Source organism: Allobosea sp. CS1GBMeth4 (genome assembly GCF_900185715.1).
Taxonomy (GTDB): domain Bacteria; phylum Pseudomonadota; class Alphaproteobacteria; order Rhizobiales; family Beijerinckiaceae; genus Allobosea.
In genome coordinates, this window is the sequence record NZ_FYAS01000055.1 from 104,926 (window position 1) to 128,780 (window position 23,855).

At 62.7% G+C, this 23,855-nt stretch carries 29 protein-coding genes and 1 riboswitch; of the genes, 19 read left to right on the forward strand and 10 right to left on the reverse strand.

Annotated features, from left to right (window positions below):
• Window positions 1-20 precede the first annotated feature (20 nt).
• Entirely contained in the window at window positions 21-1,889 is a 1,869-nt protein-coding gene (locus CS1GBM4_RS24235; RefSeq protein ID WP_186421330.1) for a serine protease, read from the forward strand.
• A 162-nt stretch (window positions 1,890-2,051) separates the two neighbouring features.
• On the opposite strand, the gene CS1GBM4_RS24240 is transcribed toward CS1GBM4_RS24235, so the two are convergent.
• The 3 genes from CS1GBM4_RS24240 to CS1GBM4_RS24250 all read right to left on the reverse strand — a co-directional run bounded on the left by CS1GBM4_RS24240 (window position 2,052) and on the right by CS1GBM4_RS24250 (window position 3,908).
• Window positions 2,052-2,963, reverse strand: coding sequence for a GNAT family N-acetyltransferase (locus tag CS1GBM4_RS24240; RefSeq protein ID WP_186421331.1), 912 nt, complete (start codon window positions 2,961-2,963; stop codon window positions 2,052-2,054).
• Window positions 2,964-3,070: 107 nt separating this feature from the next.
• Window positions 3,071-3,571 carry an SRPBCC family protein gene (locus CS1GBM4_RS24245; protein WP_186421332.1) on the reverse strand — a complete coding sequence of 167 codons (501 nt, stop codon included), beginning with the start codon at window positions 3,569-3,571 and terminating at the stop codon, window positions 3,071-3,073.
• The gene (locus CS1GBM4_RS24250; RefSeq protein WP_186421333.1) at window positions 3,564-3,908 is read right to left on the reverse strand and encodes a metalloregulator ArsR/SmtB family transcription factor; all 345 of its coding nucleotides are present in this window, start codon (window positions 3,906-3,908) and stop codon (window positions 3,564-3,566) included. The genes CS1GBM4_RS24245 and CS1GBM4_RS24250 overlap by 8 nt, the downstream gene beginning before the upstream one ends.
• A 490-nt stretch (window positions 3,909-4,398) precedes the next feature.
• Here CS1GBM4_RS24250 and CS1GBM4_RS24255 point away from each other — a divergent pair, with 490 nt between their 5' ends.
• The 13 genes from CS1GBM4_RS24255 to CS1GBM4_RS24315 all read left to right on the forward strand — a co-directional run bounded on the left by CS1GBM4_RS24255 (window position 4,399) and on the right by CS1GBM4_RS24315 (window position 16,119).
• The gene (locus CS1GBM4_RS24255) at window positions 4,399-4,947 is read left to right on the forward strand and encodes a peptide deformylase (protein WP_186421334.1); all 549 of its coding nucleotides are present in this window, start codon (window positions 4,399-4,401) and stop codon (window positions 4,945-4,947) included.
• Window positions 4,944-6,104, forward strand: a complete 1,161-nt coding sequence (gene argE / locus CS1GBM4_RS24260; protein WP_186421335.1) for an acetylornithine deacetylase — start codon at window positions 4,944-4,946, stop codon at window positions 6,102-6,104. The genes CS1GBM4_RS24255 and argE overlap by 4 nt, the downstream gene beginning before the upstream one ends.
• Window positions 6,105-6,106: 2 nt before the next feature.
• Entirely contained in the window at window positions 6,107-6,775 is a 669-nt protein-coding gene (locus tag CS1GBM4_RS24265; RefSeq protein ID WP_186421336.1) for an amino acid ABC transporter permease, read from the forward strand.
• Window positions 6,772-7,422: an amino acid ABC transporter permease gene (locus CS1GBM4_RS24270; RefSeq protein WP_186421337.1), complete on the forward strand. Its 651-nt coding sequence runs from the start codon at window positions 6,772-6,774 to the stop codon at window positions 7,420-7,422. Before CS1GBM4_RS24265 ends, CS1GBM4_RS24270 begins: the two co-directional genes overlap by 4 nt.
• A 23-nt stretch (window positions 7,423-7,445) precedes the next feature.
• Window positions 7,446-8,189, forward strand: a complete 744-nt coding sequence (locus CS1GBM4_RS24275) for an amino acid ABC transporter ATP-binding protein (RefSeq protein ID WP_186421338.1) — start codon at window positions 7,446-7,448, stop codon at window positions 8,187-8,189.
• Between the two features lie 56 nt (window positions 8,190-8,245).
• Window positions 8,246-9,037: a transporter substrate-binding domain-containing protein gene (locus tag CS1GBM4_RS24280; RefSeq protein ID WP_186421339.1), complete on the forward strand. Its 792-nt coding sequence runs from the start codon at window positions 8,246-8,248 to the stop codon at window positions 9,035-9,037.
• Between the two features lie 56 nt (window positions 9,038-9,093).
• Window positions 9,094-10,473 (forward strand): amidase, encoded by a 1,380-nt coding sequence (locus CS1GBM4_RS24285; protein ID WP_186421340.1) that lies wholly within the window; start codon window positions 9,094-9,096, stop codon window positions 10,471-10,473.
• 74 nt (window positions 10,474-10,547) lie between these two features.
• Window positions 10,548-11,012 carry an Lrp/AsnC family transcriptional regulator gene (locus CS1GBM4_RS24290; protein ID WP_186421341.1) on the forward strand — a complete coding sequence of 155 codons (465 nt, stop codon included), beginning with the start codon at window positions 10,548-10,550 and terminating at the stop codon, window positions 11,010-11,012.
• A gap of 211 nt (window positions 11,013-11,223) precedes the next feature.
• A complete protein-coding gene (locus CS1GBM4_RS24295; RefSeq protein WP_186421342.1) occupies window positions 11,224-12,192 on the forward strand; it encodes an aminotransferase class IV in 969 nt (322 codons plus the stop codon).
• Window positions 12,193-12,195: 3 nt separating this feature from the next.
• Complete coding sequence (locus CS1GBM4_RS24300; RefSeq protein WP_186421343.1) at window positions 12,196-13,404, forward strand: glycine C-acetyltransferase; 1,209 nt, start codon at window positions 12,196-12,198, stop codon at window positions 13,402-13,404.
• Window positions 13,405-13,527: 123 nt separating this feature from the next.
• Window positions 13,528-13,626: riboswitch (glycine riboswitch) on the forward strand.
• A gap of 150 nt (window positions 13,627-13,776) precedes the next feature.
• Window positions 13,777-15,021, forward strand: a complete 1,245-nt coding sequence (locus tag CS1GBM4_RS24305) for a D-amino acid dehydrogenase (RefSeq protein ID WP_186421365.1) — start codon at window positions 13,777-13,779, stop codon at window positions 15,019-15,021.
• A gap of 365 nt (window positions 15,022-15,386) precedes the next feature.
• Entirely contained in the window at window positions 15,387-15,641 is a 255-nt protein-coding gene (locus CS1GBM4_RS24310; RefSeq protein ID WP_186421344.1) for a GlsB/YeaQ/YmgE family stress response membrane protein, read from the forward strand.
• 22 nt (window positions 15,642-15,663) lie between these two features.
• Window positions 15,664-16,119, forward strand: a complete 456-nt coding sequence (locus tag CS1GBM4_RS24315) for a YidB family protein (protein ID WP_210201627.1) — start codon at window positions 15,664-15,666, stop codon at window positions 16,117-16,119.
• A 253-nt stretch (window positions 16,120-16,372) separates the two neighbouring features.
• On the opposite strand, the gene CS1GBM4_RS24320 is transcribed toward CS1GBM4_RS24315, so the two are convergent.
• From CS1GBM4_RS24320 to CS1GBM4_RS24330, 3 genes are all read right to left on the reverse strand, one after another.
• A complete protein-coding gene (locus CS1GBM4_RS24320) occupies window positions 16,373-17,155 on the reverse strand; it encodes an SOS response-associated peptidase family protein (RefSeq protein ID WP_186421345.1) in 783 nt (260 codons plus the stop codon).
• A 674-nt stretch (window positions 17,156-17,829) separates the two neighbouring features.
• Window positions 17,830-18,219, reverse strand: a complete 390-nt coding sequence (locus CS1GBM4_RS24325; RefSeq protein WP_186421346.1) for a hypothetical protein — start codon at window positions 18,217-18,219, stop codon at window positions 17,830-17,832.
• Window positions 18,206-18,439, reverse strand: a complete 234-nt coding sequence (locus CS1GBM4_RS24330) for a hypothetical protein (RefSeq protein WP_186421347.1) — start codon at window positions 18,437-18,439, stop codon at window positions 18,206-18,208. Before CS1GBM4_RS24330 ends, CS1GBM4_RS24325 begins: the two co-directional genes overlap by 14 nt.
• 82 nt (window positions 18,440-18,521) lie before the next feature.
• Between CS1GBM4_RS24330 and CS1GBM4_RS24335 the strand changes: the two genes are divergently transcribed.
• Both CS1GBM4_RS24335 and CS1GBM4_RS24340 read left to right on the forward strand, forming a co-directional pair.
• Complete coding sequence (locus CS1GBM4_RS24335) at window positions 18,522-18,722, forward strand: hypothetical protein (protein WP_186421348.1); 201 nt, start codon at window positions 18,522-18,524, stop codon at window positions 18,720-18,722.
• Window positions 18,723-18,894: 172 nt separating this feature from the next.
• Window positions 18,895-19,548, forward strand: coding sequence for an outer membrane protein (locus CS1GBM4_RS24340; protein ID WP_186421349.1), 654 nt, complete (start codon window positions 18,895-18,897; stop codon window positions 19,546-19,548).
• A gap of 108 nt (window positions 19,549-19,656) precedes the next feature.
• On the opposite strand, the gene CS1GBM4_RS24345 is transcribed toward CS1GBM4_RS24340, so the two are convergent.
• Window positions 19,657-19,869: a hypothetical protein gene (locus tag CS1GBM4_RS24345; RefSeq protein WP_186421350.1), complete on the reverse strand. Its 213-nt coding sequence runs from the start codon at window positions 19,867-19,869 to the stop codon at window positions 19,657-19,659.
• A gap of 133 nt (window positions 19,870-20,002) precedes the next feature.
• Here CS1GBM4_RS24345 and CS1GBM4_RS24350 point away from each other — a divergent pair, with 133 nt between their 5' ends.
• Both CS1GBM4_RS24350 and CS1GBM4_RS24355 read left to right on the forward strand, forming a co-directional pair.
• Entirely contained in the window at window positions 20,003-20,185 is a 183-nt protein-coding gene (locus tag CS1GBM4_RS24350; protein WP_186421351.1) for a DUF3606 domain-containing protein, read from the forward strand.
• A 122-nt stretch (window positions 20,186-20,307) separates the two neighbouring features.
• Window positions 20,308-20,649, forward strand: coding sequence for a DUF982 domain-containing protein (locus tag CS1GBM4_RS24355; protein ID WP_186421352.1), 342 nt, complete (start codon window positions 20,308-20,310; stop codon window positions 20,647-20,649).
• Here CS1GBM4_RS24355 and ligD read toward each other — a convergent pair whose 3' ends face one another.
• The gene (gene ligD, locus CS1GBM4_RS24360; RefSeq protein ID WP_186421353.1) at window positions 20,650-21,687 is read right to left on the reverse strand and encodes a non-homologous end-joining DNA ligase; all 1,038 of its coding nucleotides are present in this window, start codon (window positions 21,685-21,687) and stop codon (window positions 20,650-20,652) included.
• A gap of 72 nt (window positions 21,688-21,759) precedes the next feature.
• Window positions 21,760-22,533: an exodeoxyribonuclease III gene (gene xth, locus CS1GBM4_RS24365; protein ID WP_186421367.1), complete on the reverse strand. Its 774-nt coding sequence runs from the start codon at window positions 22,531-22,533 to the stop codon at window positions 21,760-21,762.
• 110 nt (window positions 22,534-22,643) lie between these two features.
• Between xth and CS1GBM4_RS24370 the strand changes: the two genes are divergently transcribed.
• Window positions 22,644-22,838 carry a hypothetical protein gene (locus CS1GBM4_RS24370; protein ID WP_186421354.1) on the forward strand — a complete coding sequence of 65 codons (195 nt, stop codon included), beginning with the start codon at window positions 22,644-22,646 and terminating at the stop codon, window positions 22,836-22,838.
• A 399-nt stretch (window positions 22,839-23,237) separates the two neighbouring features.
• On the opposite strand, the gene CS1GBM4_RS24375 is transcribed toward CS1GBM4_RS24370, so the two are convergent.
• Window positions 23,238-23,756 (reverse strand): hypothetical protein, encoded by a 519-nt coding sequence (locus CS1GBM4_RS24375; protein WP_186421355.1) that lies wholly within the window; start codon window positions 23,754-23,756, stop codon window positions 23,238-23,240.
• Window positions 23,757-23,855: the final 99 nt, after the last annotated feature.

Consider the following 23,855-nt stretch of genomic DNA (forward strand, 5'->3'; position numbering starts at 1 on the left):
GCTGTCGGGTGAGTGGTTCGATGCGTTTCGCGATGGTTCTGGCGGTTGTGTTCGGGGTCGGTGGTCCGTGCCTGGCACAGCAATCGAGTTTCTCACAGAAGGGCGATTATCGATGGATTGCCTTGGCCAGTCGTCAGGCGGAGGACGAGGCCATCGGCGTCGCCAGGGCCTACCGCTACCTGCTGCCCACCGTGCGCGTCGTGCAGGCGACGAATGGTTGGTTCGCCATCGTCGCCGGGCCCGAGAGGGTGGCGAATGCAAAGGCCCGTAAGGAACAACTGGTTCGGGAGGGCAACGCACCGAGCGATATGCTATTCAGCCGCGGCGACGGCTATGTGCGTGAGGTGTGGGTCCCGACGTCACCCAAGTTCGAGTTCCAGCTGGAGTATGACGGCAAGCGCCCCCTGTCAGCCCAACTCGGAGAGGCTCGGTTCGTCGTCGCCAGTCGCAAGGTCGATGGAAGCAACATCGCCGGTGTAACCATCTCGCAGCCCGACCGACAGCCGCTCAAGTTCGAGCTGGACGAGGCGACCGCTTCCTTCCCGAATGCCAAGCTGGTGGCGCTCCGCCTCGACCCCGCATCGGACGACCACCAGCTGATGTTCTCGTCCTTCTGGGGCGGTGCGCATTGCTGCACCGTCACGAAGTTCATCGTACCGCAGAGCGGCTCCTGGCAGGCTGTTTCCGGCAAGACTGCCGATGGGGACGTCGGCTACTCCTTCGAGGATGTCGATGGCGATGGGGTCGCCGAGCTCATCCACAGCGACAACACATTTCTTTATCGGTACACCTACTATGCAGCCTCGATCGCGCCGACGAGGGTATCGCGGCTGAGCGGTACGAGGGTGGTCGACATTACGCTTGCGCCCTCGTCGCAACGGTACATGCGACAAAGCCTGTACAAAATGGAGCACTGGGCAGCGAAGAGCCCGGAGATGTGGCGGTCGAACGGCTTCCTGTCGGCATGGGTCGCGATCAAAGCCGTCGTCGGCGAGTTCGACGACGCATGGAGCCGGATGCTGCCGCTCTACGATCGCGGCTCCGATTGGCCGCTGACCGAATGTGCCGTCGAGAAGGTCAAGGACGCGTGCCCACCCGGGCGAGAGATCACGGTGGATTTCCCGACGGCTTTGAGGAAGCATCTGGAAGACGAGCGCTACATCCCGCGGGGATCCGGCAGCGCGTCTGCCTCGACGGAGGTAGCAGCCCTTCCGAGTCCCTCGGCCGCGGCTCCATCATCCCCTCAGCCGCCGCCGGTGGCGCGGACCTCGTCAGGGACCGGCTTCTTCGTCGGTAGCTCGGGGCACCTCGTCACGAATGCGCATGTTGTCGAAAGCTGCCTCGACGCAAAGGTCCGCGGGCGGTCTCTTCCGGAGGCGAGCGCTAGGATCGTCGCCCGCGACCCGATCAACGACTTGGCCCTGCTGGTCTCGGAACGTCGGAGCGAGAAGACGTCCTCGATCCGGATGACCGCGCGTCTGGGCGAGACCGTCGCCGCCTTTGGCTTCCCGCTCACGCAGGTTCTGGCTACCAGCGGCAACTTCACTCTGGGCAACATCACTGCCTTGGCGGGGATCGGCGACGATACCCGTTACATCCAGATCTCAGCGCCGATTCAACCGGGCAATAGCGGCGGGCCATTGCTCGACGAGCAAGGTAACGTGGTCGGCGTCGTCACCTCGAAGCTGAATGCGCTCAAAACGCTCGTAGCGTCTGGCGATGTGCCTCAAAACGTGAATTTCGCCATCCGAGCTACGGGGTTGATCGCCTTCCTCCAAAGCAACGGAGTTAGTGTCGATCCCATCCCGAAAGGCGCAAAACTATCGCCTCCGGATCTGGCTGACGAGGCCGGGAGCATAAGCGTCCAGGTAAGCTGCAACGCTCGCTGAAGCCGAGGCCTCGATCGCGGCACGGCGATTTCAGAAGGTCTGCTTTCAGGCAAAGGCCCAATGTCCGGAAGTGGCGCATTTCGCCAATAAAAGCAGAGGGCCCTTCTGGCGCAAGCTTACCCTCAGCTTCTGCAGGCCGCACCGCGACGTGATTTGTCTTGATCACGCCAATTCCAACAACTTGCGCAATTCGACGCTACCGGGAATGCGGTGGAAGCCCAAAGCCTCGTTGAGGCGTAATGCCGAGATGTTGGTATCAAGGTTCGTCGACCTCATCGTAGGGACCCCGCAGCGTCGCGCGCTCTCGATCAGACGCGACTTGAGCTCTCGCCCCAGTCCACGCCCGCGCCACCTGCTCACGACGCCAGTGAAGTAACTATAGATCGCATCCTCCATGCTATGCCCGATCGTCAGGCCGACCAGATTGCCATCCTCCCTCGCGGTGATCACCCAATCCGGACGCGCAGCCGGACCGTCGCGAATAATCGAAAGGCACCGCGTGATCGTCCACGGCGGCAAGCCATCCATATCGGGTGCATCGGCTACCAGTGTCTGCAACAGCTGCGCCGCCTCAAGCCAATCAGCAGTTTGCGCGCCGGTCATGTCGGAAAACGAGACGCCTGTCGGAACCCACTTCCGTCGCTCGAACCCATGCAAATCCAGCAGCCAGTCGCAGTGGAGGGCGTGATGTCTGAAGCCACGCTCCTGCGCCCATCTTCGGGCTTCTCTCCCTGCCTCCGGCAGTGTGGCGACAAGTCCTAGCAAGCCGGAGGCTTTCATCTCGGCCTCAAGCAGGGCCAGCATCGCACCACCTCTCCCCTCGCATCGCCAGTGTCGATCGACAATGATGGCGACGCTGAGGTGGTCCTGGGGAACGTAAGGTGAGTAGGCGATCTGGCCGAAGGCCACCGCGCACTCATTCTCAAATCCAAGCCATCGCAGGCGAAGATCGCTAGTGGGCCATCGGGCCTCCCGCTCCAAAAACTCAGGAAGCGAAACTGGCATCTGCCGATGCTGATTGGTCAGCCGCCAAGCGTCCTCAGCAAACCCTCTTTCAAAAGGGACCATCTTCATGGACCCTTCTCCTCAAATCGCTGATGTTGCCAGCATCCTGATGATTTGGTTGGGAGACGCACATCTCGCCGGCAGCTGCACAACAGATACAGCGCGCTCTGAACCCTCTATTCCGCTGCAGGCGACAGGTGTTCGGCCAGTTTATCAAGCGTCTGATTACCGAACTCGACAGCTCCGAAACCGATTGTCGCATCACGCTGGGCACGCGAAGGATGGAGCTGCCGCAGCGTGAGAACCGTCTTGCCGTCCGACTGCTCGTCGAATGCCACAAGCATCCTGAACCGACCCGGGTCATTGTCCCTGTCCGCTCCGTGCTCGACTTCGATGAACAGGGGTCGGGTGATAGCGAGGAATTTCATCCGGTTGCCGAAGCGAACCCCATTCTCGCCGACCATGTCGAACCGCCAGATCCCGCCCTCCCGCAGATCGAGCTCGTGGGTCACGATTGTTAGGCCCTTGGGGCCAAACCACAGCGGAAGCTGTGCGGGGTCCGCCCAAGCCTCAAAAACCTTGTCGCGAGGCGCGTTGATCACCCTGGCCAGAACGATCTCTCGATCGAGCGGCCAAGCGGCCCAGGCAGAACCGGAATGGGGCGTGCCATCAGTCATTGTCGCGATCTTTCTCACTCAGATGGGCAAGATGCGCTTCCAACTGGTCGAGGCGCTCTTCCCATGTTGCGATATGGAGTTGAAGCCAGGTGTCCGCGCTCCTTAGAGCGCCTGGCGTCAGGTTACAGGTGCGGACACGTCCGGCTTTCGTGGTGGAAACCAACCCGCCCTCCTCAAGCACCCGAATATGCTTCAGGAAGGTCGGAAGTCCGATTTCGAAGGGCTCTGCCAGTTCGCTCACGGAAGCAGGGCCGTTGGTCAACCGACCGATGATCGCCCTGCGGGTGGGATCCGCGAGCGCGTTGAAAACCAAGTCCAGAGAGAAAAAGTTTGCCATATGGCAAACTAACGCCCCCGCCGACCTGTGTCAATGATAGTTTCCCGCCCGGAACACTATCGCTCGCCGACATTGCGCCTGTCAGCGGTAAGGACAAGGCTGCCCTGCACTGAATGGAAGCTAAAGTTCGAGGAAGCTCGGTCGCGCTTGGTGCTGATCGAGCCTGACAGCCGCTGTGGGTAGGGAAGGGACGCTACCTGTCGGTGACGAAAGTCTGGTTTGAGGCATCGCCCCAATGTCAGCCTGTGGCGCCAGCTCGCCACTGGTCGAGCAATGTGGCTATCGGAGACCCGGCGTGGAAATCGAGTTCGTGAAGGTGCCAAAGCACCTGATCGGGCGATATGAACTACGCGGATCACGGATCCGCACAATATGATGTGATTGCACCAGATCGCACGGCGAATTGGCGCAAATGTTTCCCGCCGCTCTCTATTCTTCATAGCAGAAGCAATAACCCTTCTAGTGAACAGAGGGGCGTGGGGAATAATACATGCCGGTTCGCGACATAGTAATGTTCGGTGACGAAAGGTTGCGTCACCATGCAATCCCCGTCGACGTCCGAACTTCCGAATGGAAAAGCGATGCCGACGACCTGGTTGATACGCTCGTCAGCCTGAAAAAGCGCTTTGGCTTTGGCAATGCTCTGGCGGCGCCGCAAATCGGCTCTCCCTATCGAATGATCGCTTTCGACGGTTCCATGGGCCGATTTATCGCGATCAACCCGCGCATCACCTGGCTATCAGAGGAGATGTTCCCGCTCTGGGACGATTGCTTCAGCCTGCCTTCAGTCTGCGCTGCCGTGATGCGTCACAGGGAGATCTCGTTCGAGTGCCTTGATGTTTCCGGACAACTCATCTCCTTTCCGAAGCTGGAAGGCGCGCAGGCTGAGCTGGTCCAACATGAAGTCGATCACCTCGACGGCGTCTTGATGGTGGACAGGCTCGTGAAGCCCGGCGCGATCATCGCGCGCGAAATGCTCGACCGTGCAATCCATCCCGCGCTGACCAAGTCCGGCGACGACGATCGGCCGAGCAGATGATCGAGGAAACCCAGGAGATTCTCGCCCGGCTTATCGGCTTCAAGACGGTATCGTCGGAGTCGAACCTGCCGCTGATTGAATTCTGCCGGGATCTGTTGAGTGCGCATGGCATAGACAGCGCAATCTATCCGTCCGCGGAGGGGGACAAGGCCAGCCTGCACGCTAGGATCGGTCCCGATGTGGCGGGCGGCGTCGTTCTGTCGGGGCACACCGATGTCGTGCCGGCCGACGGGCAGCACTGGGCATCGGACCCTTGGGTTCTCACCAAAAGGGAAATGAAGCTCTTCGGGCGCGGCACGTCGGACATGCTCGGCTTCGTGGCGATGGTGCTGGCGTCGGTTCCGATGTTCTGCGCTGCCGGGCTCCGTCGGCCCGTGCACATCGCCTTGTCCTATGACGAAGAGGTTGGCTGCAAAGGCGGGCGCATCCTTGCTGATACCTTAAGCAGATCGCTGCCGCCGCCACTGGGCGTCATCGTTGGCGAACCGACGGGCAATGAACTCGTCGAAGGGCACAAGGCCTATATGGAGCTTGCGGGCCGGGTGAGGGGCCATGCCGTCCACTCGTCGAGGCCCGACCTCGGAGCGAGCGCGCTGACCGCGGCAGCCCGGCTCGTCTGCTGGCTGGACGAGTCACAGCGCGCTAACGCTCTCGATCAGGCATCGCAGGATGAGCGCTTCGAGCCTCCATACACCACCCTGCACTGCGGTGTGCTGCAAGCCGGCAGCTCTCCCACAGCTGTCGCCGACGCGGCCACGCTCTCCGTCGATATCCGGACGATCCCCTCCGAAGACCACGGCACCTATCTGAGGCGGTTGCGGGCGTTTGCCCAGGAGCTGGAGCAGTGTCCGGTGACGGCTGGCGCCCCGCGCTGCGATATCGATATCGAGGTCGTCACGGATATTCCGGGCCTCTTGCCCGAAGAGAACGGCTCGGCGCAGGCCTTTATGCGATCCATCGGCCTGGCCCGCGGCCGAAAGACCTTCTCCGGCGGTACCGAAGCCGGCCTGTTCCAGCAGGCGGGTTGGTCGACGGTCGTTTGTGGGCCGGGTGAACTGACGCGCGCTCATAAGGCTGACGAATATATCGAGCTTTGCGAACTGGCGGGCTTCGCCGGCATCCTGAACGGGATCGCCGGCCGCTTGGCGGAGGCGTGAGCATGTTGATGTTCCGCGATGTATTCGCCTATTCCGACATGCTTCTGAGCGGCCTGTTGACCAGCATCGTCCTATGCGGTCTGGCCGGTTTCGCGGGCTTTGCGCTGGCGATCTTCTGCGCGGAGCTAAAACGGACCGTTCCAGGGCCTGCGTCCTGGGCCGTCTCCGCCTATGTCGAGACGATCCGCAATACGCCGTTCATCGTGCAGCTCTTCTTCATTTATTTTGGGATGGCGAGCCTGGGTTGGCGGATGTCTCCTCAAGCGGCTGCGCTCGTCGCGCTGTCGCTGAACGCCGGCGCCTATTTCACCGAGATCATCCGCGGCGGCCTGATGGATGGCAGCCGCGGGATTCGCGAGGCCGCGCTCGCGCAGGGCATGACACCGCTACAGGTCTATCTGCGCATCGTGCTGCCGCCCGCGCTGGCGAAGGTCGACAAGCCGCTCGTGGGGCAGTTCGTGCTGATCTTCCTCGGTTCCGCCGTCATCTCGCAGATCTCCGTCGAGGACCTGACGAGTGCCGCCCAGTTCGTCCAGACGCGCACGTTCAGGGCCTTCGAGACCTACATCCTGGTCACGGCCATGTACGTGTCCGTCGGGCTGTCCTTCTCGCTGGCCTACGGCCGGATCCGGTTGGCGCTGTTTCCTTGGCTGCGGGAGCTGCGCCAATGAGTCAGTTCACGACATGGGGCATCGTTTCCACCATCATCGGGAAACTGCCCTGGACGCTTTGTCTCTCGCTCATCGCCTTCCTGGGCGGCGCTGTGGTGGCGTCGCTGCTGACGCTGCTCACGACACTGGGAAGCAGGCTCGCCGATGCTTGCGTTTCGATGGTGATCGCGACGATCCAGAGCATGCCTCTGCTGATGCTGATGTTCCTCTGCTTCTTCGGACTACCGCTGCTTCAGGTGAACGTTTCGCCGCTGCTGGCGGCCTCCGTTGCCCTGATCGCCTTCACGGCGGCCTTCCTTACCGAGACCTGGCGCGCCGCGCTGAAGGCGGTGCCGAGAGGGCAGTGGGAGGCGGCGATGGCATCCGGGATGAAGCATGGCGACACGCTGCGCGTCATCGTGCTGCCGCAGGCCGTGAGGATTGCCACGCCGGGGACGGTCGGTTTCCTCGTCCAGGTCGTCAAGGCCACGGCCTTGGCCTCGATCGTCGGCTTCATGGAGATCACGCGGGCCGGAACGGTACTCAACAACATCACCTACAGACCGTTCCTCATCTTCGCGATCATCGGCGCGCTCTACATGGCCATCAACCTGCCGATTTCGCTGCTGGCCCGTCGCCTGGAGCGGCGCTTCACTTTCAACAACTGACCCTTCGGCTCGGGAACACACAGATGTCACAGGTTGCGCCCGCGATCGAGTTTCGCAAGGTCAGCAAATGGTTCGGCGATTTCCGGGTTCTGTCCGAGGTCGATCTGAAGATCGGCAAGGGCGAGAAGGTGGTGGTGTGCGGCCCTTCAGGCTCCGGCAAGTCGACGCTGGTTCGCTGCATCAATCAGCTGGAGCGTCATCAGCAGGGCGACATTCTGCTGGGCGGGACAACGGTTGCAGGCAATGCGGCGCACATCCGCGGCATCAGGCGCCGCGTCGGGATGGTCTTTCAGCAGTTCAATCTCTACCCGCACATGACGGCGCTCGAAAACTGCTGCGTCGCTCAAAGACTGGTCGCGTGGCGCAGCCGCACCGAAGCCGAGGACGTGGCGCGAGCCTATCTGGAGCGCGTTCGGATCGCCGACAAGGCGGGCAGCTACCCGCACCAACTTTCCGGAGGGCAGCAGCAGCGGGTCGCGATTGCGCGCGCGTTATGCATGCAGAGTGAGGTCCTTCTCTTCGATGAGCCGACCTCTGCGCTGGACCCCGAAATGATCCGCGAGGTTCTCGACGTCATGGTCACGCTCGCTGGAGACGGGCTGACCATGGTCTGCGTGACCCATGAAATGGGCTTCGCCCGGCAGGTGGCGGACAAGATCGTGTTCATGGATCACGGCCGCATCGTCGAAGAGGGGGCCCCTTCGGATTTCTTCCGGCAGCAGAAGACGGACAGGGCGCGCGAGTTCCTTGCCCAGATCCTCCACTGAACCACTGCCCGATCTACTAGGTCGAAACGAAACATAACAACGGGAAGGGCAACATCATGTTGAAAAGACTGTCATTGTGCCTGGCGATCGTCGCCTCGTTCATCTCAGGCGCCACGATCGCCAGGGCCGCAACGCTCGATGAGATTCTCCGCAAGGGGAAGGTGAGGATCGCGGTTGTCCAGGACCTCGCGCCATGGGGCTTCCTGAACACGAATCTCGAGCCCGAAGGCTTCGACATCGACGTCGCCCGGCTGCTTGCCAAGGACATGGGCGTCCAACTGGAACTGGTTCCGACGATTGCCGCCAATCGCATTCCGTTCCTGCAGACCGACAAGGTCGATATCGTCATCGCGGCGCTCGGCGCCAATCCGGATCGCGCGAAGTCGATCTGGTTCTCCAGTGCCTATGCGCTGCTGTATTCGGGCGTCTTTGCCGCGAAGAACCAGGCGATCTCGTCCTATGCCGATCTTGCCGGCAAGACGGTCGGTGTCACGCGCGGCAATACCGAAGACCTGCTGATCAGCTCGCTAGCGCCCGCCGGCGCCAGGATCATGCGCTTCGAGGACAACGCCACGACGATTTCCGCCTGGATGACGGGGCAGACGCAGGTCCTGGTGAACACGAACACGACCGCGGCCGAGATCGCCAAGAACAATCCCGACAAGACTATCGAGAGCAAGATCACGATCGTGAAGTCGCCGCTCTACATGGGTGTCTCCAAGGGCAGCGACGATCTCCTGCGCTGGATCAACATCTTCATTCTCACCAAGAAGCTGAACGGCGACCTGAACAAGATATCGGAGAAGTGGTTCCGCGAACCGATCCCGAGCGATCTCCCCACGCTGTGAAACCATGAGCGGAGCCGTCGGCATGGCGGCTGCGCTCCGTGCTCAGGAAGTGCATCATGCAGTCCGGTTCCAATGACGATCTGGCCGTGCCGGTCAGGACACAGATCGAAGGGTTCGCGACCGGGGCACTCTCGCCGATACGGCTTGCGCAAGCGTCCCATGACAAAGCGCTCGCACATGCGGAGTTGAACTTCATCAGGTTGCGGGACCGGGATGCGATCGCGGCCGACGCGGCGGCATCCGAGAAGCGATGGCGGTCCGGCCAGCCGCTGGGAACGCTCGACGGCGTCGTCGTTACCATCAAGGATAATTGCCTGGTTTCGGGTATGACCACGACCTGGGGATCGAAGGTCAAGCAGATCGATGCCACCGAGGATTCACCACCCGTTGCTCGCCTGCGCGAGGCCGGAGCGATTATACTCGGTCTGACCACGCTGCCGGAATGGGGTTGGAAGGGCGTGACCGACAACCCCCTCACCGGGATCACCCGCAACCCATGGATGCCGTCCCGGACGAGCGGCGGCAGCAGCGGCGGGGCGGCTGTGGCGGCGGCGCTTGGTGTTGCTGCCCTCAATCTCGGTTCAGATGGCGCCGGTTCGATCCGCATTCCAGCCTCGTTCTGCGGCGTCTTCGGCTTCAAGCCGACTTTCGGCGTTGTTCCGGCCTATCCGTTGAGCGCCTTGCCGGAAATGGTCACCTACGGTCCGATCACGCAAACCGTCGAGGACGCCGAGATCATGCTCGACATCCTCAGGGCCCCGGATTGGCGTGACTGGATCGCCACGACGCCGGTGCTTCAGCGACGGAAGGACGGCAGCGCTCCCCGGATCGCATACAGCCGGACCTTGGGCTTTGCCACAGTCGATCAGGACGTGCTCGACGTCACGAGCCGCGCCGTGCAGTCTCTCAGGGAGGCGGGGTGGGAGATCGAGGAGATCGACCATGTCTTCGATGACCCCTGGGACATCGTCCGTCCGCTGTGTTTCGGCGGCCTGGGCTACATGGTCGGCGCGATCGAACAGGCTGCCCGTGCGGACATGGATCCGAACCTCGTATCGTCTCTGCAGATGCGCCCGTCCTCGGACGAGATTTATGCGGCCGCGATCGCCAGGCAGGCACTCGGGCGGACGATGAACCACTTTCATCAGCGTTTCGACCTGCTGTTGACGCCGCAGATGCCGCTGACCGCATTCGGGGCCGGGCGCGATTTTCCCGAGGGTCGCGGCATGTCCAACTGGTTCCAGTGGAACCCTTTCACCTATCCCTTCAATCTGACGCAGCAGCCCGCCGCGTCCCTTCCCTGCGGCCTGTCGGCATCCGGCCTTCCGGTCGGGTTGCAGGTGGTCGGCCGGCGGTTTTCCGATCTCGACATCCTTTCATTCTGCCGCCAGTTTGAAGAAGTATTTCCATTCCCGCGCCTGCACCAGCTGTCATGACGGCCCTCTGAAGCCTCCATGCTGCGCCGTGGAGATAAACCTCGGGGTGGCCGCATGAACCTGGACGCGAGGCGATGAGCGAACAACTCGACGATCTGGACCGTCGAATCCTGCGGGCGATGCAGGACAACAATCGACTGTCCTTTGCGGAATTGGCGGAGAAGGTCGCGTCTTCCTCGGCCTCATGCATGCGCCGGGTCAACCGCCTGCGCTCGGCCGGCGTCATTCTGGCGGATATCGCGCTGATCAATCCCAAAGCGGTCGGAAAGACCCTGACCGTCATCGTGAATGTCGAGCTCGACCGGGAGCGGCTCGATCTCGTCGAGGAGTTCAAGCGGGCGATGCGCGCAGCCCCCGAGGTCAACCAGTGCTACATGGTGACCGGCGCGGCGGATTTCGTCCTGATGGTCACCGTGGAAGATGTCGAGGCGTTCGATGCGTTCGTAAAGCAGCGGCTTTACACCAACGCGAACGTCAGGAAATTCCAGAGCATGATCACACTCGATCGCGTGAAATTCGAGCCTCGCATCAAGATCTGACATTGGCTGCCGGCACGCTTCGCAGGCCTTCGCGGAGTGCCGCATGCCCGGAATGGCGGCGTTTCATCTGGCCGACGCATTTGAGCGCACTGTTTCACGCCAGCCACGAATGCGGATGAAAACAGAGCAGATTGCATGAAAACATGCAGCTCATGGTTCGGGGCGTTTCGCTCGGAACGACCGCGGAATGCCAAGGAAGCAGGACAGGATCATGCAACATAATGCGGTGGCGGCCGGTGCTCGCTCATGGCCCAGGGTCGAAAAGGTCGTCCCGGACACCCGGACCTATCCTCGCGGCGTCGCCTATGTCGACGGCGCGTTCACCACCATCTCCGAGGCCAAGATTTCGGTTCTCGACTGGGGCTTCCTGCATTCGGATGCAACCTATGACACGGCCCATGTCTGGAACGGTCGGTTCTTCCGTCTCGATTTGCATCTCGACCGCTTCTTCGGCGGTCTCGAGAAGCTGCGGATGTCGATTCCCTATTCACGGGAGCAGGTGGCGGAGATCATGCACACCTGCGTCGGCCTGTCCGGGCTTCGGGCGGCCTATGTGGAGGTGATCTGCACGCGCGGGTCGTCCCCGACCTTCAGCCGGGATCCGCGTCAATCGGTCAATCGTTTCATGGCCTTCGCGGTGCCGTTCGGCTCGGTCGCCAACCAGGAGCAGCTTCGGCGCGGCCTGCATGTTGCGGTCAGCGATATCGTTCGTATTCCCCCGAAATCCGTCGATCCGTCCATCAAGAACTACCATTGGCTCGACCTCGTCCGTGGGCTCTACGATGCCTATGAGCAGGGCGCGGAGACGGCTCTCATCCGTGACACCGATGGCAATATCGCGGAGGGGCCGGGGTTCAACGTCTTCGTCGTCAAGGGCGGCCGGCTGACGACGCCTGCCTTCGGCGTCCTGCCCGGGATCACGCGGCAGAGCGTCTTCGAAATCTGCGGTCTGCTCGGCTATGAGTATGCGGCCGAGCCGGTGCCTCTCGACAACCTGCTTGGCGCCGATGAGGTGTTCATCACCTCCACGGCCGGCGGCGTCATGCCGGTCACGATCGTCAATGGGCAGCCTGTCGGAAATGGCAATGTCGGCGTCGTCACGCAGGAGATCATGAAGGTCTACTGGGAGCGCCATGAGCACCCTGACTGGTCCGTGGCCGTCGCCTACCCGGAGGCCTAGATCATGGGGCTCGAGCCATTCTTCGGCCGGCTGCGATCGGCCATTGATGATGCAAGGCGCGATGGGCTTTACAAGGATGAGATCATCCTCGGCTCACCTCAGCAGGCCCGGGTCGATATCCTTTCAGGCGAGATCGAGCCTTCGCTGATCAACATGTGCTCGAACAACTATCTGGGGCTGGCCAACAATCCGAAACTGGTTGCCGCCGCACGGGAGAGCCTGCTGGTCGATGGCTTCGGCATGGCCTCCGTCCGCTTCATCTGCGGGTCCCATGCCGTTCACAAGCAGCTTGAGCGACGAATCTCGCAATTCCTCCAGACCGACGACACCATCTTGTTCAGCTCGTGTTTCGACGCGAATGCCGGTGTGTTCGAGGCACTGCTCGACGAAGAAGACGTGGTCATCAGCGACGCGCTCAATCACGCCAGCATCATCGATGGCATTCGTTTGTGCAAAGCCCGCAGGCTCCGCTACCGAAACAACGACATGGCGGATCTGGAGCGGGCTCTCAAGGAAGCCGCCGGCGCTCGGACGGTCCTGATCGCGACAGATGGCGTCTTTTCCATGGATGGTATCGTCGCCGATCTCAGGAGTATCTGCGACCTGGCTCATCGATACGGCGCGCTGGTTCTTGTCGATGACTCCCATGCTGTCGGCGTTATCGGGCCGGGCGGCAGAGGAACGCCCGCATTGTTCGACGTACAAGAACAGGTGCAGATTGTGACGGGCACGCTAGGAAAGGCCCTCGGAGGCGCCTCGGGCGGCTATGTCAGCGGGCGCAATGAGATCATCACGTGGTTGAGACAGAGGGCCAGGCCCTATCTGTTCTCGAATGCCCTGATGCCGGCGATCTGCTCGGCTTCGCTTGCAGCCATCGATCTGGCGGAAGCCGGGGACCAGTTCAGGGATCATCTAAGCCGGCAGACCGCGCGCCTGAGGGGCGGGTTGTCGCAACTGGGATTGAAGCTGGGAGGAAGTAGCCATCCCATCGTGCCGGTGCTGTGTGGCGAGCCGCTCCTGGCCGTCGAGCTCACCAGTCATCTCCGGAGCAACGGAATCCTCGCCGTTCCCTTCTCTTTTCCCGTCGTGCCGCAAGGTCAGGCGCGCGTCCGGATGCAGGTCAGCGCCTCCCACACCCTGCAGGATATCGATGATGTTCTCGCCGTCATGGAGCAATTTCCCAATCTCGATGAACTGAGGGATGTCGCGTAGACGACGCATTGTCCCCGCATGGCCGGCATTCGGTTCCCCAATTTCGGCTTGATGCGGCCAGCGAGGGCGAGCGCAGTCGCAACTGAAAATCTGGTTTGACAGTCGACGCAGGAACGCGAAGTATTCTTTTCAGCGGGAGAGATCGTCGGGTTTTCGAACTCGAACGACGCCGACGGAGCAACCACCCCGGAAACTCTCAGGCAAAAGTACCGCTGCGATGGTTAGACTCTGAAAAGCAGGACGGCAGTTCTGCGCCGATGGTGAAAGTCGCAAGGCTCGAATGACCGGGCCCGACGAAGCTCTCAGGCCAATGACAGAGGGGGTGCAATGACCCGCATGGTGCGGGCAGGAGCACCTATGAGCACATCGGATATCTCACGCGTCGCCGTGATCGGCGCGGGCATCACCGGCATAACGACCGCTTACAACCTCGCCAGGCGGGGCTGCCGGGTCACCGTCTTCGACCGTCAGCCCTACGCGGCGATGGAAACCTCCTTCGCCAATGGCGGCCAGCTCTCGGCCTCGAATGCCGAGGTCTGGAACAGTTGGGCGACCGTCCTGAAGGGCATCAAGTGGATGTTCACGCCGGGCGCGCCTCTCCTCGTCAATCCAAAACCCTCCTGGCACAAGCTGTCCTGGATGGGCGAGTTCGTAGCGTCGATCCCCAGATACGAAGAGAACACGCTGACGACGGCCCGGCTCGCGATCGAGGCCCGCGCCCATCTGATGCGCATGGCTCGCGAGGAGAACATCGCGTTCGACTGCGAGGAGCGCGGTATTCTGCACTTCTACCACAGCAAGGCGGAGTTCGAAGCGGCTGCCAGGGTATCGGCGCTTCTTGCGAAAGGCGGACTGGAACGCCGCGCCGTCACGCCTGACGAGATCCGCGCGATCGAGCCCTCGCTGAACGGCGATTTCTACGGCGGCTTTTACACGCCCTCGGATTTTACCGGCGACATCCATAAATTCACCACCGGCCTTGCCAGTGCCTGCGAGCGCCTCGGCGTGGCCATGCGACTCGCGAGTGACGTTCAATCGATCGAGCGCAACTCCGCGGACGGTATCCGTGTGAACTGGGCCTCGAGCGAAGGCGGAAAGCACGCAGAGGTCGAAAGCGAGGCCTTCGATCGCATCGTCGTCTGCGGCGGCGTCATGTCCCGCCGGCTGGGTGCCAGCCTCGGCGATCGCGTCAATGTCTATCCGGTCAAGGGATACTCGATCACGGTTCAACTGCCGGAAGCGACGGATCAGGCCGCCGCTCCATGGACGAGCCTGCTCGACGACCGCGCCAAGATCGTCACTAGCCGGCTCGGGCCCAGCCGTTTCCGCGTTGCCGGCACGGCCGAGTTCAACGGCTACAATAAGGATATCCGGGCCAGCCGGATCGAGCCGCTGGTGCAATGGTGCCGCAAGCATTTCCCAGGAATGAGCACTCGGCATGCCGTACCCTGGGCCGGCCTGCGGCCGATGATGCCCGACATGCTGCCGAGGGTCATGCGCGGGCGCGATCCACGGGTATTCTACAACACGGGCCATGGTCATCTCGGCTGGACCTTGTCTGCCGCCACGGCCGATGCCGTCGCGGCCCTGGTGACAGCGCGCCCGAACAAAAGGTAGGGCCAGCCTCCGAACCACAAAAGCGCCCTGCCAGGTTACTTGGCTCGAATTGCTTTGGCAGGGCCTGCTTCGGTCGACAGCAGGTCCTCTCGTTCGACGACAATGAGCGAATGTCTGCTTCCGGGCCAAGCACTAAAGTCCGCTGTTGGCGCACCGCGACTGGTGGAGCCTAGGCCAGCGGTGGCTGGGGAAGCGACGCCCGAGAATGTGCGGTCCGGACGCCAGAAGGATGGTCGTGACCGCACCGATCCTTTTGCGAACAGCACCCGGGCAAGGCCGCCAGGAGGTCAGCTGGAACTTTCTCGGCCCCGTGCAGGTTGTCCGATGGCCGCCGCTGAGTCAGCGCTGAACAGCAAGAGGCATCCATGGGCATCATCTGGACGGTCATCATCGGATTTGTCGCGGGCGTCGTCGCGAAGTTTCTCACGCCAGGCTCAAACGAACCCTCGGGGTTCATCCTGACCACGATCCTGGGCATCATCGGCGCGGTCGTTGCCACTTATCTTGGCCAGGCCATGGGCTTCTATCGGCCCGGCGAGGGAGCTGGCTTCATCGGCGCTGTCGTCGGCGCGGTAATCCTGCTCGTCGCCTGGTCGATGATCAGCCGCCGCAACGCCTGACACCCTAAAATGGAGATTTGCGATGGGCAGCGATAACGGTTTTCCGTCGATGACAGCCCTGCTCGGGCTTCTGGCGATCGCCGGCTACCAGAACCGCGACAAGCTGGCCGAATGGTTCGGCGGGGCACAGCATGGCGAAAGGCCGCTGGGCGCGCCAGCTGGGATCGACGGGGTCTTGAAGGATCCGAACGCCGCTGCCGGGGGCGGCGTTGGCAGCCTTCTCGGCAACGGCATCCAGGAACTGCTCGAGCGCTTCAGGCAGGCCGGGCGCGGCGATGCCGCCGACTCTTGGGTCCGAACGGGTGCCAACCAACAGATCGACGGCCAGGACCTCGAGCAGGCCATCGGCCCGGACGTCATGGAACGGCTCGCGGCCCAGACCGGGCTCAGCCGTGAGGAGATCGTGGCTCGCCTCTCGAGACGGTTGCCTGAAGCCATCGACAAATACACTCCTGACGGCCAAGTGCCCGCAGCTTGAGGGCGAAGCGGTGATATGCGCCGCGCACGCAGCGGCCACATCCTGAACATCTCCTCGATCGGCGGCTACTGCAGTGCGGCGGGCTATACTTGCTTGTGGCGCAGCACACCCCTTGACGGCATCCCGCCGTAATCTCATCACGCCAGTCGTGGAGCGTCTTACCAGTCGGGCCGGGAATCCCGCCGCCCCGCGAGGCAGCCGTTGAGCGCGCCAGCGGGTTCCAGTTCAGAAGCTCCGGCTCGCTCGCGATGACTCATCCAAGTAGATCTCCCTGCGCCGGCGGCTTGATCGCCGGGAACAGCGCTGGGTCGTTCGGATCGTCCTTCTTCACGCCGCGGGCGACGATCGTCAGCGAGCCGTCATGCAAGGGTCGCTGCAGCGCCTTGGCCTGTTCCCAGGGCGCCGTCATCCAGACGGCGCAGTCCTCCGGCGTCGTCAGGATCACCGGCATCGCCTTGGGGTGCACGGCGCCGACCTCGGCATTCGGCTCGGTGGTGAGGAACGCGAAGAGGTCGCAGGTTTCCTCGCCCGTCTTCATCTTGCGCACGCAGGTCCAGCGGGGCGTCCAGATGCCGGCGAAGAAGGCGGTCGGCCGCTCCTCGCCGAAGGCGAACCAGATGTCGCCGCCGGCCTCCTTGTTGAACTCGCTGAAGCTGGTGAAGGGCACGAGGCAGCGATGAGGCACGTCGAGCCAGCGCTTCCAGTGCGAGCTCGAGGTGTTGCGGACATTGGTCGTGCCGCTGTCCGGCTCCATCCCCAGCAGCTGGTCGAAGTCGACGGGCTTGTTCTTGGCGCGGAGCTTGTCGGCGCGCTTCGTCGCGGCGTCGAGCAGCGCCTTCTTCGACGAGGGCATGCCCCAGCGCGTCATCGCCAGGCGCGCCTCGCCCTCTTCATTGCGGATGATCGGCGCCTCATAATCCGGGAATATGCCGGGCTGCGGCGGCAAGTTGGCGAAGTTCGCGCCGCCGTCATTGAACGGCGCGAACAGCTTGCGCATCGCCTCGACATTGCGGGTGTGGCTGTAGAGATTGCACATCCCGAGAAGCTAGGCCGGTGCTCAGCGTCGCGCTAGCCTGAGCTCTGAAGCGGACATCGGGAATGCCCGCATTCGCCCCGTTGCGGACGTCAAACGTACGCTAACCGCACATGCGATTTTCTACCCAAGCGAGGTGGAGCCGACCTGCGAAGGACATGCATTTCCGGAGTTGGCGTGCTTCAGTGTTGTCGTGCCATTTTGGAAAGATCCATGCGCTTATTCATTGCAGTGCTGGTCTTGTTCGGATTTACAGACCCGTCAGTTGCTGTGGCTCCCTCTTCACAGTCAGCGCCGTTGTCAACGACCACGACTTTTCACGCGACCTTTCGATGCCGTCTCTCCGACGATCTCTGCCATTCAGTTTACCGGGAGCTTGGCAGGCTCACTGACGCGCAACTCAAAGATGCTCAAAAATATCGTCGATATCCATTAGAAGAGCGTATCGAGCTGATTGCAAACCGCAATTTCGCTCGCTTGCAGAGGCGGCTGCCTCAGCTCCGTAAGGACGTAGGGCAGGAGGTTCTGCGACTCCATCTATGTGCAGCCAAAGACAGACTAGCGGCTGCAAAAGGCGCCGCTTATTCGACTAACTGCGACAGCCTTGCTCCCTAGACAGCAACGGAGACTCGTCAGTTGCGTCGCTCAGAGGTCCGCTTCCGACCCTTATTTGACGCTCACTCGTACGCGCCGACACGGCGCCGCCGACGCGGTGCCTTCGGCTCGGCCGGAAGCATGTCACCCTTGCCTCCTTCGATCAGCCTGAGACCGGACAGGCTCGGCGGCAGGTCCGGCGGAACGGTGGAGCCGAGATCGGGGCAGTAACCGCCGCAGGGCTGCTTGTGGTGCACGACACGGCCATTGCGCTTGGCCGGACGGTGCGGGCATGCCCCGCGAAAGCGCTCGACCAGGCTGGCGATCGTCTCCGCCGCTCCAAACTTCTCGGCCAGCCGCGCGAGCCTGGCATCGCCGTAGCGCCGGCAGCGTGTGCAGCGAAACCGGACGATGATCCACGGATAATGCTCAAGCGTCGTCTCCGGATGCGGTGTCGGGTCAGGGTTCGTCATCGGCGCGTGGCGGCCGGGCGCCTTCCGAGAACAGCCCGCGCAGGAAGCCGCGCGAGGACGAGCGGTCGGCGTCCGCCAGCAGCACGAGGAAATCATGCGCGAGCGCCCGCAGCGCCGCGGATTCCGAGCCGTGCTCCTCGAGCAGATCGGTGATCACCCCGGTGATCTCGGCGTCAAGGGAAGTGTCCTCGATTCTCTGGTCGGCTGGCTGGGCTGACATGTCTCAAATCCCTGGATATGAGAACATAATGAGAACAGACGAGCCCGAAGAGTCAAGCCGACCAAGGGTTGCACCCCGGCCGATGACGCTCGCCAACATGCGGGCGCAGGGCGTGCGCTACGTGTCGCTGTTCTGCGGAATTCCCTGCAGCCACCATGCCGACATCTGTGCGGACGCGCTGCCGGCGGACATGCCGGTGCCCGAGATCGGCCAGCACTATCGCTGCTCGAAATGCGGCCGCAAGGGCGTGATCAGCCGGCCGGCATGGCATAGACGAGAGTGACCGCTGGGGGGCGGAAAGACCGCTGGCCGCCATAGGAGGCTGCAACGACTGCCGGTGATGCCCGCTCAATGTGCTTGAATTGCAACAGACATGCGCATCAACCCCTAGTAGATTTTACCGCGTCGAACTAGCAGCCAGTCCCTCGGCGAACCTGACGACTAGGAAGATAGCCATGAAGAAATATCTGCTCACCAGCGTTGCTGCCCTTGGCCTGATCGCCGCCGGCGCCGCCTCAGCCGCCGACCTGCCGTCGCGCAAGGGCCCGGTCGCCGCTCCGGTCTACGTTCCCGCCTTCACCTGGACCGGCTTCTACGTCGGTGCCAACGCCGGCTACGGCTGGGGCAACGTGAACACCAACGCCGCTGTCAGCATCGGGGACCTCGACGGGTTCATCGGTGGCGGCCAGGTCGGTTACAACTACCAGATCGGCCAGTTCGTGCTCGGCGCCGAAGCGGATTTCCAGGGCGCTGACCTCGATACCGGCACGAACATCTTGGGCGCGAGCGTCAAGACCGAGTATTTCGGCACCGTCCGCGCTCGCGCCGGCGTCGCTTTCGACCGCTTCCTGGTGTACGCCACTGGTGGTTGGGCTTACGGCAACGTGAAGACCTCGATCCCGCTGATCGGTTTCTCGTCCGACCGGACCCACACCGGCGGCTTCGCTGTCGGCGGCGGTATCGAGTACGCCTTCACCGACAACCTGATCGGCGGCGTCGAGTATCTCTACGTCGATCTCGGCGAGAAGAATGTCACCACGATCGTCGGCACCGGCAAGGTTGGCACCGACTTCTCGGTCGTCCGCGCCCGCCTCAGCTACAAGTTCTGATCCAACCTCATCGGATCTGAACAACCCGGTGGCCGAGGCCACCGGGTTTTTTGTTGCATCCGCCTCGGCAGTCTTGCCGACATTGATCCCAGTCCGGATTTGGTGGCTTCAAGGCGTCCGTTCGACCAGTGCGTCGGAGATTTCCCGTTCGAGCGCTGCGATCAGCTCTCGATACTCTTCTGCGATGGCGGCCGCCTCGGGGCTGCCGGCCCGCTTCCCCCACCAATGGACGGCCTCGCAGGCGAGCGAATAGGCCTCATAAAGGTCCGCAGGGGCTTGCACCTGCAGCAGATCGGTGCGGCGGTCGGGCCAGAGGAGCATGAGCCTCGCCAAGCCGGCCTTCAGTTCTCGCGTCATACCACCAACTACGTTGCTGCTATGAGGTTAGTTCCAGCTGGCACAGCATGGAACCAGGGCCTTGCTGACGAGTCCTTCCCGCGAAAGGAGAACCGCCATGGCCGACGACAAGAGCGAACGCGGACCGCAGGACCGCAGCCGCATCAATCTCAGCGAGGATTACGAGGTCCGCTACTGGACCAAGAAGTTCGGCGTTTCGAAGGAAGAGCTGAAGCGGGCGGTCGCCAAGGCTGGATCGAGCGCCGCGGCTGTCGCGCGCGAACTTGGCAAGACGCTCTGACGCGATCCGCTGCGGCGACCCGCGTATTGCGATCGCGATGTGGAATACCAAAATGTCATGATCGACCTTCGACGCCGAAGGTCGTCAACCCGGATCCATGTTGCTTTTCGGAGGATATGGCTATGGCAACAGCTCCCGTTCGTCGCCCGCAGCACGGGGACTTGCGGTCGAGGAATTCAGACCACTTTGAGCGCCCGGTGGTCATCCTGGTCGGCTTCGGGCACCCGGCCGCGATTTCCTCAGTGATGGAAGCCTATATGTTCCTGGTCGACTGGCCGCCGAGTAGACGCGCCTCTGGCCATGACTTCGCGATAAAGGCCTGTCAGGCAGCCTTGCGCGACGAGATCGAGGCCGAGACGGTGCGGGGAATCTTCGTCGGCCTGGCGGAGAAGTATAACATTCTCGCGCCGGACTTCGGCGCCTTCGCTGCCGCCTACACCGAAGGTAGGCGGGGACGGGCTTGATCATCCGCCCAGGCGGTAAACCTGCGCCTCGTCGGCCTTCTCGCGCAGACCCTTGAAGGAGGCATGGCGCAGCTTGTCGTCATGCGTCCAGCCGCGATAGGCGATCTCGGCGGCGAGCTTCGGCCGCACCCAGACGACGCCCTTGCGCGCCATCCGCACCGGCGGCGACTGCGCCTTGATCCGGTCGAGCTGCCGGCGCAGCGCCGTCGCGCTGTCGACGGTGAAGCCGGTGCCGACGCTGCCGGCATAGGTCAGACCATAATTGCCCTTGGCCGCGAGCAGCAGCCGCCCGATGCCGCCAAGCGCGACGCTCGAGGGCTCATAGCCGATGATCAGGAAGGTGTCGGCCTGGATGCATTTGATCTTGAGCCAGTCGCCGCCGCGGCCGGAGCGATAGGGCGCGTCGCGGCGCTTGGCGATGATGCCTTCCAGGCCGATCTTGCAGGCATGCGCCAGCAACTCGGCGCCGGCGGCCTCGACCTCCTCGCTCAGCCTGATCGCGCCGGTCTCGCCGGCGAGCAGCCCCTCCAGCATCTGTCGCCGCTCGCTGAGCGCCATGCGCGTCAGGTCGTGACCGTCGAGATAGAGCAGGTCGAAGGCGAAGAGCATGGCGCGCTCGGCATGCAGCCTGCCGCCCCGGCCGCCGAGCGCCTGCTGCAGCAGGCCGAAATCGGCGCGCCCGCTCTCGTCGAGCACCACCGCCTCGCCATCGAGGATGAAACTGCCGGCGTCGAGCTCGACCGCAGCAGCGGAGATCGCGGGGAAGCGTGGCGTCCAGTCGAAGCCGCCGCGAGTGATGACGCGCACGCCGCCGGCGTCGCGATGGATCGCCAGGCGGTAGCCGTCCCACTTCACCTCGAACAGCCAGTCCGGACCTTCCGGCGGCTTCGGCTTCAGCAGGGCGAGGCAGGGTTCGATCCGGGCCGGCATCGGATCGGCGAAGAGATCTGGCTCGCCGCGCCGCGGCCGGACCGGCGCACTGCGCAGCACCTCGCCGGCAGGCGCAGCCCTCAGCACGCGACGCGGCCGCCTTGCCATACCCGACACCACCCGAACGCAAAGAAACTGGTCGACTCAACGCCGGATCGCCTGGCGCGTTCCGCAGGGCCTTCAGCGCTCGATCAATGCCCAGACTGGCGCGTGATCACTGGCCCCCTCCTTGCCGCGTACATCGCGGTCGACTCCGGCACCGGCGAGGCCTTCCCCCAGATCGGGAGACAGGAGGATGTGATCGAGCAGCAAGCCGTGGTCGCGACTGAAGCGGCCGCGCCAATAGGTCCAGAACGAATAGATGCGCTGATCCGGAAACACCTGTCGGACGACATCGGTCCAGCCCTGATCCACAAGCCGGCGAAAGCTCCGCCGCGGCGCAGGCTGGACCAATGCGTCGTCATCCCAGGAGCGGGTCGGATAGATATCGATCTCAGTCGGAGCAACGTTGAAGTCGCCGGCCAGGACGACAGGCACGCCGGCAGCCTTCAGCTCGGCCGCGTGCGCGATCAGCCGCTTCATCCAGGCGAGTTTGTAGTCGAACTTCGGCCCGGGCTGTGGATTGCCATTGGGAGCGTAGATCGATGCAACGACGATCCCCGCGATCGCCGCCTCGATATAGCGGGCCTGGTCGTCATCGTCGTCGCCTGGAAGGCTGCGACGGGTCACAACTGGCTCAGAGCCACGCGCCAGCAGCGCGACACCATTCCAGCTCTTTTGCCCCTGCCAGACGGCCTTGTAGCCCGCCGCCTCGACGGCCTCGACCGGAAAGTCAGCGTCCTTCGCCTTGAGCTCCTGCAGCGCAACGATGTCGGGCCGGGTGTCGTCGAGCCAGGCGAGCAAATTCGGCAGCCGCTTGTTGATGTTGTTGATGTTGAACGTCGCGATCCGCAGCCGCCTGGATCTCGCCATCTGCAGCACCTTCTCGCCCTGCGCTTCGCACGCGTCGAACGGAACGACAGCGACGGCCGGTGGTTCCGTCCTCAGTTGCGTGGGAGGTTGCGATGGGCGCTCAGCCGAAAAATTCCGGCACTGAAGACAAGGTCTCGAGCGAGATTCCCGCGGCGCACCGGGAGCTCTATCGCGAGCTGTGCGAGGACGATGACGGAAACCGCTACACCGTGATCGTCTTCCAACTATATCCGAACCTCACCGTCACCGACTACGCGCGCTTGAAGACGGCACGCCGGTGCGCTTGATCGACGATTGCCTGTTCGAGATTGAGTCGACAGGCGCCGAACCCTCACCCGGTGTGGACTGTGAGCACGCGACGACCTCGACTATCATCAGTGGCCTATTCCCGCCTTGCCGGGCGTTAAGTCTCGACCTGGTCGGAGGCCGGGCGGCACGAATGTGTAATCGCTCGTCTCGCGTCGCTCTCGCCCGAGAAGCTCCAGTTGGATCACAGCGAGAACAGAGTTTTAGTTATGAACGGGGCGAAAATGGCGGCCGACACCAATGAAACACGACCGACGTCAGCAACGGCGACCGCCACGCCAGCCGAGCCGTAGGAACTTTCTCCCGAGGTAAGGCGGCCTGCCCAAGGGGATATGTTCTGTTGGACCACTGGGAGTGGATTAGCTGAGACAGTGCCGGAGTCAGGCCTCATTTGTGCGAGCAGCGGATCTAATGGCGCCGTTGAGACCGACTCTGGAAACCAATCCAACCACGCTGGCAATAGCGATGCTGATCGGAAGCGACATCAGCCATCTCCATATTCCGACCGGTTCGCCGGGGAAGCCCAACTGGATCGCCAGATCATAGAGGATGACGGGAAACCCGGTGATTAGGAGAGCGCCGCTGATCCACGTCGTCAGGATAGCCCGGGAAATCCCAGCAGCATCATTTCTGTACCGCGTCTGCAGGCTCCATACCGCCCAATACCCTAGTAGGTACGCAGCGATCGCCGCCATAATGCAGGCGGCGCTGATAAGCAGAACGAGCCAGGTAGCCGTCAGTTGCCCTATCTGCAGAGCTGCGGCTGCGGAGAAGACCAAGATTGCCAATACTGCATTTCTGCTCCATCGCAGCGGGAGCGAGTTTAGCCAATTCATGGCCACATCGTCGGGTGACACCGACGCCCGATCGTCAAAAGCCCCTCCGCTGTAGTCGTTCACCACACTCTCCGACTGCCGCAAACATCCGATAAGCAGATATCTATTTTTTGGATTCAGCAGTCAACCTCCTACCCATGATCGCCTCTCCGTTAGGGCGCT